Origin of the sequence: Candidatus Pelagibacter sp., from assembly GCF_052049675.1 — a bacterium.
Lineage (GTDB): Bacteria > Pseudomonadota > Alphaproteobacteria > Pelagibacterales > Pelagibacteraceae > Pelagibacter.
The window spans coordinates 1,293,036-1,308,691 of sequence record NZ_JBNGZM010000001.1 but is presented as its reverse complement, the minus strand read 5'-3'; the positions used below and the strand labels follow the sequence as shown (position 1 = coordinate 1,308,691).

The following is a 15,656-nucleotide window of genomic DNA, read 5'->3' as shown; positions in this document are numbered from 1 at the left end:
TTAAAATTGAATTTTATCCTCCAATATTAATATTTTATGCTTCTACTTGTCGGATTAGGTAACCCAACCCCAGACAGTGAAAACAATAGACACAATATTGGTTTCAAGATTATAGATGCAATAAATAAAAAATTTGGACTATCAAAACAAAAACCAAAATTCAAAGGACTTCTCACAACTGGTAATGTAGGAGACCAAAAAGTTTACGCAATAAAACCTTTAACATTCATGAATAATTCTGGAATTTGTATCAGAGAATTAATTGAATATTTCAAATTAGATGCTGAGGATGTTATCGTTTTTCATGACGATCTAGATGTAGAATTTGGAAAGATAAAAGCAAAATTTGGTGGATCTAATGCAGGACACAACGGAATTGCATCAATAGATAAATTTATTGGTAAAGATTATTCAAGAGTGCGAATAGGAATCGGTAAACCAAAAGATAAAATGGAGGTTAGTGATTTTGTTCTTCAAAATTTTGATGAGGATGAAATGCTTGTATTGGAAAAAATTAAAAACAACATCACAGATTCTATTTCGATACTTATCGACAAAAAATTAGATTTATTTTCTAGTACCATAAATAATAAATAATGAGTTTTAAATGTGGAATTGTTGGTTTGCCTAATGTAGGTAAATCTACACTCTTCAATGCTCTGACAAATTCTAGCAAAGCACAAGCTGCAAATTTTCCATTTTGCACGATAGATCCTAATGTAGGAGTAGTACCCGTTCCAGATGAAAGATTGAACAAATTATCAGAAATTTCAAAATCCAAAAAAAAAATAAATACAACTATTTCATTTGTAGATATAGCCGGTCTTGTGAAAGGTGCTTCTAAAGGTGAAGGATTAGGCAATAAATTTCTGGCACACATAAGGGAAGTTGATGCCGTTATTCATATGATTAGATGCTTTGACTCAAACGATATACAAAATGTTAACCCAGACGTTGATCCTATAAGAGATCTTGAAATCATTGAAACTGAGATGATGTTGGCTGACCTAGAATCTATTCAAAAAAGACTTGAAAAAAATAATAAGAAAAATGTAGATGTAGATCAGCTTAAGATTTTAGAGGTCGCATTAGACTGCATTAATAATGATAAAGATATATCAGTATTAAAATCTCAATTTGAAACAAAACAACTTAATCAAAGCGGCCTTTTATCAATAAAGCCAAAGATTTTTGTGTGTAATGTGGATGAGCAAAGCCTACAGGACGGAAATAAATATACTAAAAACTTTATTGAAAAATTTGGAAAAGATAACACCCTGATTGTTTCTGCAGACATAGAAAACCAAATAAATGAATTAGCAGAAGATGAAAAAAAAAATTATATGGATATGATTGGTTTAAAGGATACAGGTCTTAGCATGTTAATTCAAAAAGGCTATAAAATATTAGAGCTTGATACTTATTTTACCTCTGGACCTGAAGAAACAAGAGCTTGGACCATACAGAAAAATTGTACCGCTCCTAAAGCTGCAGGAGAAATTCATACAGATTTTGAAAAAGGTTTCATTAGAGCTGAAACTATATCTTTTGATGATTTCGTAGATAATGATGGATGGGTAAATTCTAAAGCTAACGGAAAAATGAGATTAGAAGGTAAAGATTATATTGTGAAAGATGGAGACGTACTAAACTTCAGATTCAACACGTGACCATATCTTTTTCATACTAAAGTAAACTAAAACTGTAAGAATAATTAAATAGACAATCGCTTTAAAGCCCATCTGATGTCTAGCTTCTAGATGGGGTTCGGCAGACCACATTAAAAAAGTCGTTACATCCTTTGACATCTGTTCTACTGTTGCATTTGTTCCGTCACCATACTCTACTAATCCATCTGATAATGGAGCAGCCATTCTAATTTTCTTACCATACATATATTTGTTGTAATAAACTCCATCATCTAAAGATACGTTGCTAGGAGCTTCTTCATATCCTTGTAATAAGGAATAGATATAGTCAACACCACCACCTCTAGCTTTAACCAAAACAGACATGTCAGGAGGATATGCACCACCATTTGCAGCTTGAGCTGCTTTTACATTGTCATATGGCATTACAAATTTATCAGATAATTTACCTGGCCTTGTAAACATTTCCCCATCAGAATTAGGACCATCAGTTACTTCAAATGAAGCTGCTATAGCTTTGGCTTGAGCTTCAGAAAATTCTGGCCCACCTGGCTCAGCTAAATTTCTGTAACTTAAATACTTCATCGAATGACAAGAAGCACATACTTCAGTATAAACTTGATAACCTCTTTGTAGAGAAGCTCTATCAAATTTTCCAAATAGACCCTTGAAACTCCAATCAGTTTTTAGATATTCCACTTTTTCTGCAGCAAAAGAATACGTATTTGAGGTAATAATGATGATTATTATAGAAAATAATTTAAATAAATTTTTCACCTTATTCTAATTTACTTTCTTTATTTCTGGCGGCAGCTAAATTCGGTGAACCACCGAGAACAGGTTCGGTAATACTTAGAGGCACTGGTAAAGTTTTTTCTTTAAATCCTAAAACAGGAAGAATAACTAAAAAATGTAAAAAGTAATACGCCGTAGCAACTCTTGCTATCAACAAGTAAAGTCCTTCAGCTGGCATCGCACCGACATAACCAAGTATCAAAACATCTGCAACTAATATCCAGTAAAATTGTCTGTATAAAGGTCTGAATACTGCAGATCTTATTTTTGAGGTATCTAACCAAGGTAAGACAGCTAAGATTAATATTGCAGATAACATAGCCACAACTCCCAACAATTTATCAGGAACTGATCTTAATATTGCATAAAAAGGAAGTAGATACCATTCAGGAACAATGTGTGCAGGTGTTACCATTGGGTTAGCCTCGATATAATTGTCTGCATGTCCCAAAATATTTGGTGCATAGAATACAAAGAAAGCAAACACAATCATGAACATTAATAAAGCAAAACCATCTTTAATTACAATGTAAGGATGGAAAGGCACAGTGTCCTTAGATGGTTTTTTTATATCTATTCCAACTGGGTTGTTGTTACCAGGAACATGTAATGCCCATATATGTAAAACAACTAATCCTAAAATTAAAAATGGAATTAAATAATGCAAAGTAAAAAATCTAGTTAACGTAGGGTTGTCAACTGAATAACCACCCCATAACCAGGTAACTATTCCCTCTCCTACCAGTGGAATAGCACTAAATAAATTTGTAATAACCGTTGCTCCCCAAAAACTCATTTGACCCCATGGCAACACATAACCCATAAATGCTGCAGCCATCATTAATAAATAAATTATTATCCCTAAAATCCATATTATTTCTCTTGGAGATTTATAAGATCCATAAAATAATGATCTAAATATATGAATATACACCGCTAAGAAAAACATTGAAGCGCCGTTTGCATGAATATATCTAATTAACCATCCATAGTTAACATCACGCATGATGTGCTCTACACTTTCAAAAGCCATATCAGCATGAGCAATATAATGCATTGCAAGAGTTAATCCTGTTACAATTTGAGTGATTAAACAAAAAGTTAAAATTCCGCCAAATGTCCACCAATAATTTAAATTTTTAGGAGTTGGATAATCTGTTAAATGATTTGCAAGAGTTAATAACGGCAATCGATCATTGAACCATTGTCCTACTTTCGATTTAGGTCTGTAATCGTGATCACTCATTTTTTTTCTTTATCCAATTTTAATTGTGTTTGCATTAACAAATTCGTATTTGGGCACTTCCATATTCCAAGGTGCTGGTCCTTTTCTTATTCTTCCAGAGGTGTCATAATGAGATCCATGACATGGACAGAACCAACCATTATAATCACCTTTATCATTTAGAGGTACACATCCAAGGTGAGTGCATACACCTAACATAACAAGCCACTCTGGATTTTTTGCTCTATCTTCATCTTTTTCAGGATGAATTAAATCCTCCATCTTCACAGATCTTGCCTCATCAATTTCTTCTTGGGTTCTTCTTCTAATAAATACTGGTTTCCCTCTCCACAAAACAGTTAAAGTATTTCCAGGTGTTAATGAACTTACATCAACCTCTGTACTAGCTAATGCTTTGACAGAAGCATCTGGATTCATTTGATCTATCATTGGCCACACCACTGCAGCGGCTCCAACAGCTCCTACCGCTGTAGTAGCTGTAAATAAAAAATCTCTTCTTTTTGTTTTTTTTTCAGACACTTTTAGTAGCTTTTGTTATTATCTCTTTTTGATTTAAAACAGTTAATATACGAATTCATATAATATAAAATAATTATTTTGCTACTGAAAGAATGACACATAATTCAACAATTTTAAGACCTAAAATAGCTTTGTATGAGCCTGATATACCGCAGAATACTGCTGCAATCATTAGAACTTGTGCTTGTTTGGGTGCTAAACTAGAAATAATAGAACCATGTGGCTTTCTATTATCAGACAAACGCTTTAAAAGAGTGGTTATGGACTATATGGACTATAGTCAAATAACGTTTTATCAAAGTTCAGAAAAATTTTTTAAAGCAAAAAAAAAACAGAGAATTATATTGATGACAACGAAGGGTTCAATAAATTATACAAAATTTAAATTTAAGCCTGACGATACTATATTGTTTGGCAGAGAAAGTGCTGGAGTGCCTGAAAAGGTTCATAAAATAATTAAAAATCGTTTAAAAATACCAATGAATAATCAAGTAAGATCTCTTAATATTGCATCATCTGTTGCCATTGTTTTGGCAGAAAGTTTGCGTCAAATAGAATTAATATAAAATGGATATATCAATCAAAAAAGACTTAGCGAGTAACTGGTTTAAGTTATTACAAGATGCAGTAAGCGACGACATTTTAAAAATTGAAAAAAATAAAGTAAATTTTGAATCAACTTCTTGGAAAAGAAGCTATAAAAAAGATGAAGGTGGTGGTGAATATAGAATTCTTAAAAATGGAAAAATTTTTGAAAAAGTAGGAGTAAATTTTTCAAATGTTTATGGAAAATTTCCTAGGCAATTTCAAAAGAATATACCAGGCGCAAGTAAAGATCCTAGATTTTGGGCATCAGGAATATCAATAGTTATGCACATGCAGAATCCCCATATTCCTGCAATGCATTTTAATACCAGATTTATTTGTACAACAAAGAATTGGTTTGGTGGGGGGATGGATGTAACCCCAGCAATAAAAGATGAAAAAGAGAAGAAAAACTTTCATAAAATATTAAAAGCAATGTGCGATAGACATAATAAAAATTATTATAAAAAATATAAAAAGTGGTGTGATGAATATTTTTATCTACCTCACAGAAAAGAAGCAAGAGGTATAGGTGGAATCTTTTTTGACTATAAAAATGATAATTTTGAAAATGACTTTAAATTTGTCAGAGATGTTGGTGTTACATTTCAAATGCTATTTAATGAAATAATTAAAAAAAAGATAAAAAGAAAATGGACTTTAAAAGATAAAGAGTTTCAGTATATTAAAAGAGGTCGATACGCAGAATTTAATTTACTCTATGATAGAGGAACAAAATTTGGACTACAAACAGGTGGTAATGTTGAAGGAATTTTAATGTCATTACCTCCAATTGCAAAATGGAAATAAAAATGGATAAAGAGCCAATAACATCTAACGGATTAAATAAACTAAAAGAAGAATTAGTTTTTTTAAAAGAAAAAAAAAGACCTGAAATAGTAGCGGCAATTGCTGAAGCAAGATCTCATGGAGATCTTAAAGAAAATGCTGAATATCATGCAGCTAAAGAAGAACAATCTCATAATGAGGGAAGAATAACCGAAATCAACGACATTATCGCAAGAGCAAATGTTATTGACGTTACAAAAATAAATAATGAGGGAAAAGTAATTTTTGGATCAACAGTTTATTTAGAGGATTTAGATACAGGTGAAAAAATTAATTATAAAATTGTAGGAAGAGATGAGGCAGATTTAAAACAAAAACTAATTTTCTTTCAATCACCAATTGGCAAAGGTCTAATTGGAAAAAATAAAAGTGATTTAGTTGAAATAAATACACCCTCCGGTACAAAAAATTTTGAAATCAAAGATGTTAAATATATTTAACTTTTAACTATTTGTTGTAGTTGTTTATCTGAAATTTGAAATCCGTTTTGAACCCAAGTTTCTTCTATCTTTTTTAATTTATTACCTAAAGTTTTACCCTCAGGAATTTGAAATTTAGACATTAGTAGATCGGCCCCTATTGGCAAAGTTGGAATTACTTTCTCTTTATAAGTATCTAATAGTTTGATTAGTTTTTTCTCTACCTTGTTTGAGGTAAAAATTTTAAAATTAATTATATCTATTACAGCCTGTCGTCCATTAAAATAAAAAAATTTATTCAAATTTTTCTCTGTAAAGTTGTTTACAGTTACTTTTTCTTTGTAATAAATTTCTATCAATTTTAGTCTCTTCTTGTCTTTGTTAGATATTTTAAATTTATAAATAAAATAATCAGTATTATCAGTCCCATCAATCACTAAAAGTGCAATTAAAAATATAAAATCAATTTTTAAAAAATTCTCTGCAGCATAAGAATTTTGTTTTTTAAAATTTTTAATATTTTTTAATTGAGGGAAAATTATTTCTATTAGTTCTAAACTTTCTTTATCTTTAAACAGTTTTAAAAATCCGTTTGAACTCGTTATTTTTTTTAGTTCATCAATTAACCTTTCAGATGATATATTTGAAATCCCATCAACATTTTTTTTTATATCTTTTATTATTTTTGACTGGTGATTATGATTTGAGTAATTTAAATAAAATCTTAAATACCTTAAAATGCGTAAAAAATCCTCTTGAATTCTTTTTTCCACATTACCAATAAAATTAATATAACCCTCCTCTAAATCTTTTTTTCCGTTAAATGGATCAAATAAATTTCCATCGCCATCTGCATAAATTGAATTAATGGTAAAATCCCTTCTAGAGGCATCTTCCTTCCAATCTAAAGTAAATTCTACTTCAGCATGTCTTCCATCAGTTGAGATGTCCTTTCTTAAAGAAGTAATTTCATATTTATACTCGTCAATTATTGCAGTTATAGTTCCGTGTTTAATTCCTGTTTCGTAATAACTTATTTGTTCATTTTTAAGAGCTTCACAAACTTCCAGAGGTGTTAAATTTGTTGCTAGGTCAATATCATCAACATTTTCTTTTTTTATTACTTTTCTTACACACCCACCCACATATCTGATTTCGCTTTTCTCTGAAAAATTATTAATTGCTTTAAAAATTTTATTTGCGGGTGTTGTTAAAGTAATTTGTTTTAAATTTTGACTGATATAATCAAGATTTTTTGATCGGGAAAAAAATTTATCTAAAAAATTTTTCATAAATGGCTGGGGCGCTAGGATTCGAACCTAGGATGCAGGTACCAAAAACCCGTGCCTTACCGCTTGGCTACGCCCCAATACTAGCTTCCTATAACATAAAAATATAAAATTCATATAGTTTTTGCTGTAACACACCAATAATTTTTATATTTTCTTTTAAATTTAGCTTTTGCCAATTTACAACTCTTTAATGAATTATAATAGGCAACAATTGTTGATCCTGAGCCAGTCATTCTTACAAATAATGGATTATTTATACCTTCTAAGATTAACTTTATTTTTTTGAGTTTTGGATATTTTTTTAGTGCTATTGTTTCAAGGGCGTTTTGTTGATCAATCAAATATTTTACTCCAAACATGTTTTTTTTAGGTTTGTTATATTTTGATTTTGTATACTTTCGTACTGCAGAATATATTTTTTTAGTTGAGCACCCAAAATCAGGCTTTACTAAAATAGAGTAATATTTTGGAGTATTATAAATCTTTTTAATTCTACCATCTGATGACAACACACAGCTGGATGAAATAGTCCCTAAAATAACATCTGAACCAACCAAGTCACAGATACTCTGAGTTTTTTGATGATCAGGATTAATAATTTTTTTTTTAACCAGATAATTAAACACACTAGCGGCATTCATCGATCCCCCACCCAACCCAGCTTCTTGCGGAATTAATTTTTTAATTTTAACTTTGAATTTTTTATTTTTTAATAAATTTTCTTTATCTAGAATTTGAAATAGTTTTTGAACAGTATTTTTTTTTCCAATTTTTTTTGAAAACTTTCCATAAAAAGAAATTTGGTGTTTTTTTCCATTATATTGATTTATCGAAATAACATCATGTAAATCTATGAAACCAATTATACTTTCAATTTTATGTAAAACCTTTTTTTTTCCAGTGATATTTAGTGCTAAATTTAACTTTGCATTAGATTTAATTTTATTAATTTTCATTTAGGAATTTTTAAGACCCTCAATTACTTTAATATTGATTTTTTCTATCATATCATCCTCGGTGTCATCAAAAGTTAATACGTTGTTCCAAAAATATCTTGCTTGAATTTTTCGATTTAATTTCCATAAAATGTCTCCATAATGATCATTCACGATTGGGTCATCTGGCATTAATTCTACAGCTCTTTTTAAATACTTTTCTGCTTCTACATAATCCTCTATTAAAAAATAAGCCCATCCAATTGAATCAATAATATATGGATCATTGCTTTTTAAATCATATGCTGTTTTCAACATATCCATTGCTTCATTAATTTTATAATCACGCTCTAACCAAGAGTAAGCAAGGTAATTCAAAATATATGCATCACTAGGATCAATTTTAAGTGCGTGCAATAAATCTTCATCTGACTTTTCATAATTACCCATTCTTTCATAGCTACCACCTCTACGATACAATACATCTGATTTAATTAGTGAATTGTCATCCAGTGTTAAAATAATTTCTGTATAACGATCTATTGCCTTTTCATAATTTTTAGAATTTTTATAAAAATTAGCTAAATCAAAAATCATTTTTATATTTGGATTTTCAATTTTATTAAATTTTGAATCTATATATTTAATTCCATTTTCATAATCCTGCTCTTGAATTATTATTTGAGCTTCTTTTTTTAATCTAAACCAATAATAAAATTCATCTTCTTTTTTAAAGTTTTTTAGGATTCTTTGTACTTTATCAAATTCATCATTAAGATAAAAATTTTCTGCAACCAATGACAGATTAAATTCAAACTTAGGATTTAAATAGTTTGACAAATTTAAATAAAAATTTGATTTTTCAAAATTATCTTGGGATGAATAAAGATTAGAGATTAAAAATAAAAACTCACTTACAAGATCATTATGATCTTTGCATGAAAAAATTTTTCCAAAATCATCGAATTTTTCTTTATCTACCCAACTTTTACTTTGTGAAAGTAAAAGTGTTGAATTTATATAATCAATTTGCTTAACAACTAATCTTGCTTCATTTAATTTGTTGTTGTCTATTAAATGATTAAGATAAAAAAAAATGTATCTTGAATAATCACCTTGTTGATTATTTATTAAATTAAGAAAAAATGATGAGGTTCTTTTATCCTCAATATAACATCTTTGAAAAGTCTCAGCTATAAGAGACAGGTTCCCAAAATTTTTTTTGTTATCTAATATTTTTTTATTTTTAAATGTATAAATGTACTGTTTTAGAGTTTCAAATATAACTAGATTAATCCTATCTTCATCCTGAAATTTTAAACTTTGTGTTAAATATTCTTCAGCCTTTTTAAAGTTATTTTTTTTTAAACTATCAATTATTAAAATTACATACGCATCATAAAAATTTGAATTAGATTTGTTTGCATTGTTATTTAATACATTAATTGCTTGAGGTACTTTGTTATCTAAAACTAAGGAGTTTACATATCTTTTTAAATAACTGTCATGTTTATTAATTAATACTTTGGTTAAGTTATAAAATTTTAAAGCTTTTGAGTTATCTCGATTTTCAAATGCAACAATTCCAGAAAAATAATTTGATAAATCTCTTGAGTTGAAATCATTAAAAGTAGCACTTTTAGAATACAAAGGTGTCTGATAAGATATGAATATTAATAGTACTAATTTTAGAAATTTTAGGAACATGTAATCATACTATGACTAAAAAAGTGATAAATCAAAATACCAAATTAAACCAAGAACTAATTAATACTATTGAGCCAAAATTTATATTCGCAGATAAGCCAATAAATAGATTTAATATTTTAGAAACGGACAATGACACCCTGCAAATTAATAAAGAAGAATTACTTAAAAATTTAAAAGATCAAATAAATTCAATTGAAAATTGTAAATTGAAAGAAAATTCAAACAAAATCATTTTAGGTGAGGGAAATATAAATAGCCCTTTGATGTTAATTGGAGAATCTCCTGGGGCTGAAGAAGAAAAATTGGGTGTCCCATTTAAAGGTGAAGTTGGCGAACTTCTTAACAAAATGCTTATAGCTATCAATATTAAGAGACAAAATATTTACACTAGTTATGCAATCAATTTTAGACCACCTGATGACAGAAAACCAACCTTAACTGAAATTAGAAGATACTCAATATTTTTGAAGGAGCATATATCCATTATAAACCCAAAGATTATTGTTTTGATGGGTAGTTCAGCAATGGAGGCTGTAACAGGAATAAGTGAAAAAATAACTACTGAAAGAGGACATTGGAAGGAAGTGATTTTAAAAAACAAAACATTCCCTTTAATGATAACTTTTAATCCATCTTATTTAATCCGTTTTCCAGAAAATAAAAAACACTCATGGGAAGATTTAAAGAAAATTAGAGACAAAATCAAAGATCTGAAGTTAAAAATTTGATGAAGATAATTGCTGGGGTTGATGAAGTTGGAAGAGGAAGTTTAATTGGGCCTGTTTATGCTTCAGCAGTAATTTTAAAAAAATCAATTAATTCAAAGTTGTTAAAAGATTCAAAATCATTAAGTAAAAAAGAGAGAGAGTATCTGTGTACATATATAAAGAAAAATTCTACTTGGTCCATAGGCAAAGCTTCTGTCAAAGAAATAGAAAAGCTAAATATACTTCAAGCAAGTTTGCTGGCTATGAAAAGAGCCATCAAAAAACTTAAGAGAAAACCAACACACGTTCTGATAGATGGAAATAAAACTCCAGAATTAGAGAATTATAATTTAAAATCAGTTATTAAAGGAGATAAAAAAATCCCCTCTATTTCGGCAGCTTCTATAATTGCAAAAGTATCAAGAGATAAATTTATAACCACCTTGTCAAAAAAAAATAAAGGTTATGATTGGGATAAAAACTTTGGGTACGGAACAAAACAGCACTTAAAAGCTTTGAAAAAATTAGGTATTACTAAACATCATAGAAAAACTTTTTCACCTATATCTAAAATAAATTAACACTACATCTAGTTACTTTGTAATTTAGAAACACTAATCGAATCCAGATTTTTCAATCTCAGGTTGACCGAAGAATCCATTTGGAGTCTAATTAATATTTACAAATGAAAACTGATTTCAAAAATAAAATAATTAATGGAGATAGTCTCGAAGAATTAAAAAAAATTCCACGTGAAACTTTTGATTTAATTTTTGCTGATCCTCCTTACAACTTACAATTAAAAAGTGAATTAACTAGACCTGATAGATCAAAGGTTAGTGCGGTGAATGATAAGTGGGATCAATTTGAAAATTTTAAAAAATATGATGATTTCACCTATGAATGGCTTAGTGAATGTAAAAGAATTTTAAAAAAAGATGGAGCTATTTGGGTTATAGGAAGCTACCATAATATTTTTAGAGTTGGCACGGCAATCCAAAATTTAGGTTTCTGGATTTTAAACGATGTCATTTGGAATAAAAATAATCCAATGCCAAACTTTAGAGGAACACGTTTTACTAACGCTCATGAAACTTTAATATGGGCTTCTAAAAGTGAAAAATCAAAATACACATTCAATTATCAATCTTTAAAATGTTTAAATGATGATTTGCAAATGAGATCTAATTGGGATCTTCCAATATGCAATGGTTCTGAAAGACTTAAAAAGGATGGAAAAAAAATTCACTCCACACAAAAACCAGAAGCGCTATTACATAGAATTTTACTAGCTACATCTAATAAAAATGACCTCATACTTGATCCTTTTTTAGGATCAGGAACAACAGCTACAGTAGCAAAAAAACTAGGAAGAAATTATTTTGGAATAGAAAGAGAAAAAAATTATTTTAAAGCTGCTGAAAAACGCATAAAAGCTACAAAGCCTATTGAGGACGATTTATTAGATACGCTAAAAAATAATAGATCAAAACCAAGAATTCCTTTTGGTTCATTAGTTGAGCTTGGAATAATTAAACCTGGAACTAATATTTTTGATAATAAGAAAAAAATAACAGCAAGAATTATGGCCGATGGCAGTATAAAAAATAATCAAGCAGAGGGTTCTATACACAAAGTTGCTGCTACTATTTTAGGATCTGAAAGTTGCAATGGATGGACTTTTTGGCACTGTGATATAAATGGACGAACTTATCCTATTGATTATCTAAGACAAAGATTAATTTCTAAAAATTAACTTTTATAAATTTTACCCAAATAACTTTCTAAAAATTTTTTATTTTTAGTTAAAAGTTTTAAAAAAATATTTCTAAATATGATCATGATTGGATTTGATAAATGAAAGGCAAATTGATTGAAATTAGATCTACTGTTAATCATTTTTACTCTCTTTAATCTGATATCATAAAAATTATTATTATTTATTAAACTTTCATATAATTCATTAGCCCCCTCAATTGATTGGGAAGCTCCCTGCGCAAATGAAGGTGAAAAAGCAAAAAATGCATCTCCTACAAGGAATGTATTTTTTGGAGGATTATATAAGTTTTTACTTACAAATATTGGAAATAATTTAATATTTTGAAGACTTTCCAAAAAATTTTGAGAAACTTTTTGAGATAATTTAAGTTTAATATTTTTTATAAAAGAACTCTCGGTAAAAAGATTATGGTCTTCTTGCTCATTTAAATTTAATTTATGTTTTAAAATGCCAATAAAATTTAAATTTTTCTCATTATTAATTGGATAAACAACATAATGAAAATTCGGTCCTAAGAACAAAGAAATATTTTCTTCATTTATATTTTGAAAATTTTCTCTCGACATAGTTCCTCTAATAGCAATCGTATCATTGTAAATTGGTTTTGATTTATTGGTTGAAATTAATAACTTCCCTTTAGAAAACACACCATCTGAAATAATTAAGTAATCACAAGTTATATTATTTTTATCAAATATTAATTTTATTGAATCTTTATCGTAAACAATCTGTTCAATATTATGGTTATATTTAATTATATCTTCGTTTATTTGTTTTTTTAAAAATTGAAGCAATTTTGATCTTTTCAATGTTGTGTATTTACAATCTTCGGAATTAAATTTTGAAATGTCTAAGTCACAAATTTTTTTTGAATTTTTAATTTCATAAAAATCAATTTTTTTTGGATTAAATTTTTCTTCATTAGTGAAAGAAGTGAAGCCTATTTTATTTAAAAGCTTTACACTATTTACCGACAACTGAATACCATAGCCTTCTTCCATTTCTATTGAATTCCTTTTTTCATAAATCGTAACCTGATAATCCTTATGATCTTTGAATAAATTGGCAATATACAAACCAGAAATTCCAGCACCAATTATTGCAATTTTTTTCATTTATGACTTTCTAAAAATTTAACTATCTTTTTTGTAAATGTTGGCAGTGTATAATTTTGAAGCTTTGTTGGATCAATCCAATAATTATTTTTATTTAAATTATATTTATTTTTAAATTCAATTTTAATATTCATACTCATATTAGACATTTTAAAATTCAAATCTTTATCAAAATTTTTAGGATTATTTACTTCCTCCATCGGGAAGATATTAAAATTTTTCAAAAAGTTAAATTTATTATTTTTGATTAATAAATAATGATTATTTTTTTTATAAACATTTAGCTTGTAAAAAGTTTCCTTATCTTTTTTTTTAAATTTTACTAAATCAAAATTTTTATTTTTAAATGATTTGCATTTTTTTACTAATGGACAGTTCTTACAATTAGGATTAACAGGTTTACATATTAGTGATCCTAATTCCATTAAAGCTTGAGCATAATCACTAGACCGTTTGATAGATGATCCAAAAATTTTTTTCTTCTCGTGTAAATTTTCTTTTTTTATTTGATCTTGTTTTTTTAGAAATAAGTATCTCTTTAGCACTCTTTCAATATTACCATCTAGAGGAATTATTGGTTCATTGAATGCAATTGCAGAAATTGCACTTGCTGTATAATCTCCAATTCCTGGAAGAGACTTTAAATCTACAAAATTTCTAGGTATTTTTTTATTAAAGTTTTTAACAATTATTTGAGATGTTTTTTTTAAATTTCTTACTCTTGAATAGTATCCAAGACCCTCCCAAAGTTTAATTAATTTTCTATCATCATATTTAGATAATTTTTCTATTGTGGGAATATTTTTTATAAATCTATTAAAGTAAGGTATTACCGTTGCAACCTGTGTTTGCTGCAACATAAATTCACTTATTAAAGTGAAGTATTGCTTTTTTGTTTGAGAAACATTCTTTCTCCAAGGTAAAGATCTTTTATTTAAATCATACCAATTAAGAATTTTATTTGTTATTATTAGATCTTTCATATGCAATCTAAAAATAATACTAAGCAGAGAAACGCTAGCATTCAAGGATTAAGATCTTTCAAAGACACTTTGCCAAAAAATGTCAAAAAAATAATAAATAAAAAAGGTCATGTATATTCAGAAACGCTGAGTAATTGGAAATATTTGGTTGGAAGCGAATTATTTAAAATTTGCTATCCAAAAAAATTTAAAAATTCAAATAAATTTGGTGTTAGTACCTTAGTGGTTATGGTCAAGCGAGGACATGAAGTTGACGTAGAATATTCTAAAAAAGATATTTTAGATAAAATGAATAATTTTTTTGGATACTCAGTTGTTGAAAAGCTTAAATTCATAAGTTTTGATGATGAACATGAAATGACGGGCTCAGGTGAAACAAAAGTAAAAAATGTGGCAATTAGTAAATATCAAGATAAAATTAAAGGTGTTAAAAACGAAAAAATTAAAAAATCATTAACAGAGTTAACCAAGGTTTTTAGAGAGAAATGAAAAAAATTATATTCTTAATATTAATATTTTTTACTACAGTCTTAAATGTACAGGCTGAGGAAATTAAAAGGATAACTGTTGGTAACAAAGATGCAAAAATCACTATTATAGCTTTTGAATCATTAACTTGTAGTCATTGTGCTAATTTTCATAAAAATGTTTATCCTCAATTAAAGGAAGAGTATCTTGATACTGGACTCGCTAAAATAGAATTTAGACATTTTCCATTAGACATAGCGGCCTTTAATGCGTCTAAAGTTTCTCAGTGTAAGAATGATGGAAATTCGGATATCCTTGAAAGTTTATATGCTAATCAACAAAAATGGGTAAAGGGAAGTTCAATACAGGAGGCAAATAAGAACTTACAAAAATTTTTAAAAGGTGAAGGATTTAGTGTTGATTTTGATACTTGTATAAATAATAAGGAAATTGAAGATTTTGTATTAAACGATCGAATCGATGGAGCAAAGAACTTCAAAGTGAACGCAACTCCTACGATAATTATTAACGACGAAAAATTCGAAAAAACTCTAAATTATAAAAATTTAAAAAAAGCGCTAGAAAAACTGATATAAGTTAGTAC

Annotated in this window: 18 protein-coding genes and 1 tRNA gene; 10 read left to right on the top strand and 9 right to left on the bottom strand. The window is 28.1% G+C overall.

All coding sequences use genetic code 11. The features are described from left to right. Positions 1–36 precede the first annotated feature (36 nt). Positions 37–597, top strand: a complete 561-nt coding sequence (pth, locus tag ACTT9L_RS07080; RefSeq protein ID WP_440928600.1) for an aminoacyl-tRNA hydrolase — start codon at positions 37–39, stop codon at positions 595–597. Next, entirely contained in the window at positions 597–1,670 is a 1,074-nt protein-coding gene (gene ychF, locus ACTT9L_RS07075) for a redox-regulated ATPase YchF (protein WP_440928599.1), read from the top strand. Before pth ends, ychF begins: the two co-directional genes overlap by 1 nt. Here ychF and ACTT9L_RS07070 read toward each other — a convergent pair. Genes ACTT9L_RS07070 through petA form a run of 3 tightly spaced genes read right to left on the bottom strand, consistent with a single transcriptional unit; the run spans position 1,647 to position 4,209 of the window. Next, positions 1,647–2,390 (bottom strand): cytochrome c1, encoded by a 744-nt coding sequence (locus ACTT9L_RS07070; RefSeq protein WP_440928666.1) that lies wholly within the window; start codon positions 2,388–2,390, stop codon positions 1,647–1,649. The genes ychF and ACTT9L_RS07070 overlap by 24 nt on opposite strands. Positions 2,391–2,427: 37 nt before the next feature. After that, positions 2,428–3,690, bottom strand: a complete 1,263-nt coding sequence (locus tag ACTT9L_RS07065; RefSeq protein WP_440928598.1) for a cytochrome b — start codon at positions 3,688–3,690, stop codon at positions 2,428–2,430. A gap of 9 nt (positions 3,691–3,699) precedes the next feature. Further along, a complete protein-coding gene (gene petA / locus ACTT9L_RS07060) occupies positions 3,700–4,209 on the bottom strand; it encodes a ubiquinol-cytochrome c reductase iron-sulfur subunit (RefSeq protein WP_075485341.1) in 510 nt (169 codons plus the stop codon). A gap of 92 nt (positions 4,210–4,301) precedes the next feature. On the opposite strand from petA, the gene ACTT9L_RS07055 reads away from it, so the two are divergent. From ACTT9L_RS07055 to greA, 3 genes are read left to right on the top strand one after another with little or no spacing between them, the layout of a single operon-like run. Continuing rightward, positions 4,302–4,775: a tRNA (cytidine(34)-2'-O)-methyltransferase gene (locus tag ACTT9L_RS07055; RefSeq protein ID WP_440928597.1), complete on the top strand. Its 474-nt coding sequence runs from the start codon at positions 4,302–4,304 to the stop codon at positions 4,773–4,775. Between the two features lies 1 nt (position 4,776). Next, on the top strand, positions 4,777–5,604 hold the full coding sequence (hemF, locus tag ACTT9L_RS07050) for an oxygen-dependent coproporphyrinogen oxidase (protein ID WP_440928596.1): 828 nt from the start codon (positions 4,777–4,779) through the stop codon (positions 5,602–5,604). 2 nt (positions 5,605–5,606) lie between these two features. Continuing rightward, positions 5,607–6,083: a transcription elongation factor GreA gene (gene greA, locus ACTT9L_RS07045; RefSeq protein ID WP_440928665.1), complete on the top strand. Its 477-nt coding sequence runs from the start codon at positions 5,607–5,609 to the stop codon at positions 6,081–6,083. On the opposite strand, the gene ACTT9L_RS07040 is transcribed toward greA, so the two are convergent. The 4 genes from ACTT9L_RS07040 to ACTT9L_RS07025 form a co-directional block, all read right to left on the bottom strand. Beyond that, the gene (locus tag ACTT9L_RS07040) at positions 6,080–7,354 is read right to left on the bottom strand and encodes a CCA tRNA nucleotidyltransferase (RefSeq protein ID WP_440928595.1); all 1,275 of its coding nucleotides are present in this window, start codon (positions 7,352–7,354) and stop codon (positions 6,080–6,082) included. The genes greA and ACTT9L_RS07040 overlap by 4 nt on opposite strands. Before the next feature lie 3 nt (positions 7,355–7,357). Further along, a tRNA-Gln gene (locus ACTT9L_RS07035) sits at positions 7,358–7,431 on the bottom strand. Between the two features lie 33 nt (positions 7,432–7,464). Further along, complete coding sequence (locus ACTT9L_RS07030) at positions 7,465–8,310, bottom strand: GHMP family kinase ATP-binding protein (protein WP_440928594.1); 846 nt, start codon at positions 8,308–8,310, stop codon at positions 7,465–7,467. After that, positions 8,311–9,996: a tetratricopeptide repeat protein gene (locus tag ACTT9L_RS07025; protein ID WP_440928593.1), complete on the bottom strand. Its 1,686-nt coding sequence runs from the start codon at positions 9,994–9,996 to the stop codon at positions 8,311–8,313. It abuts the gene before it with no gap. 11 nt (positions 9,997–10,007) lie between these two features. Here ACTT9L_RS07025 and ACTT9L_RS07020 point away from each other — a divergent pair, with 11 nt between their 5' ends. The 3 genes from ACTT9L_RS07020 (at position 10,008) to ACTT9L_RS07010 (ending at position 12,462) form a co-directional block, all read left to right on the top strand. Next, entirely contained in the window at positions 10,008–10,727 is a 720-nt protein-coding gene (locus ACTT9L_RS07020; protein ID WP_440928592.1) for a uracil-DNA glycosylase, read from the top strand. Next, complete coding sequence (locus ACTT9L_RS07015) at positions 10,727–11,287, top strand: ribonuclease HII (protein ID WP_440928591.1); 561 nt, start codon at positions 10,727–10,729, stop codon at positions 11,285–11,287. Before ACTT9L_RS07020 ends, ACTT9L_RS07015 begins: the two co-directional genes overlap by 1 nt. Positions 11,288–11,391: 104 nt before the next feature. Then, positions 11,392–12,462, top strand: coding sequence for a site-specific DNA-methyltransferase (locus ACTT9L_RS07010; RefSeq protein ID WP_440928590.1), 1,071 nt, complete (start codon positions 11,392–11,394; stop codon positions 12,460–12,462). Here ACTT9L_RS07010 and ACTT9L_RS07005 read toward each other — a convergent pair. Together ACTT9L_RS07005 and ACTT9L_RS07000 are read right to left on the bottom strand one after the other, a co-directional pair. Next, positions 12,459–13,601, bottom strand: a complete 1,143-nt coding sequence (locus ACTT9L_RS07005) for an FAD-dependent monooxygenase (protein WP_440928589.1) — start codon at positions 13,599–13,601, stop codon at positions 12,459–12,461. The genes ACTT9L_RS07010 and ACTT9L_RS07005 overlap by 4 nt on opposite strands. Beyond that, on the bottom strand, positions 13,598–14,584 hold the full coding sequence (locus ACTT9L_RS07000) for an A/G-specific adenine glycosylase (RefSeq protein ID WP_440928588.1): 987 nt from the start codon (positions 14,582–14,584) through the stop codon (positions 13,598–13,600). Before ACTT9L_RS07000 ends, ACTT9L_RS07005 begins: the two co-directional genes overlap by 4 nt. On the opposite strand from ACTT9L_RS07000, the gene ACTT9L_RS06995 reads away from it, so the two are divergent. Next, on the top strand, positions 14,585–15,073 hold the full coding sequence (locus ACTT9L_RS06995) for a DUF721 domain-containing protein (RefSeq protein ID WP_440928587.1): 489 nt from the start codon (positions 14,585–14,587) through the stop codon (positions 15,071–15,073). Then, positions 15,070–15,648, top strand: a complete 579-nt coding sequence (locus tag ACTT9L_RS06990) for a thioredoxin domain-containing protein (protein ID WP_440928586.1) — start codon at positions 15,070–15,072, stop codon at positions 15,646–15,648. The genes ACTT9L_RS06995 and ACTT9L_RS06990 overlap by 4 nt, the downstream gene beginning before the upstream one ends. Positions 15,649–15,656 lie beyond the last annotated feature (8 nt).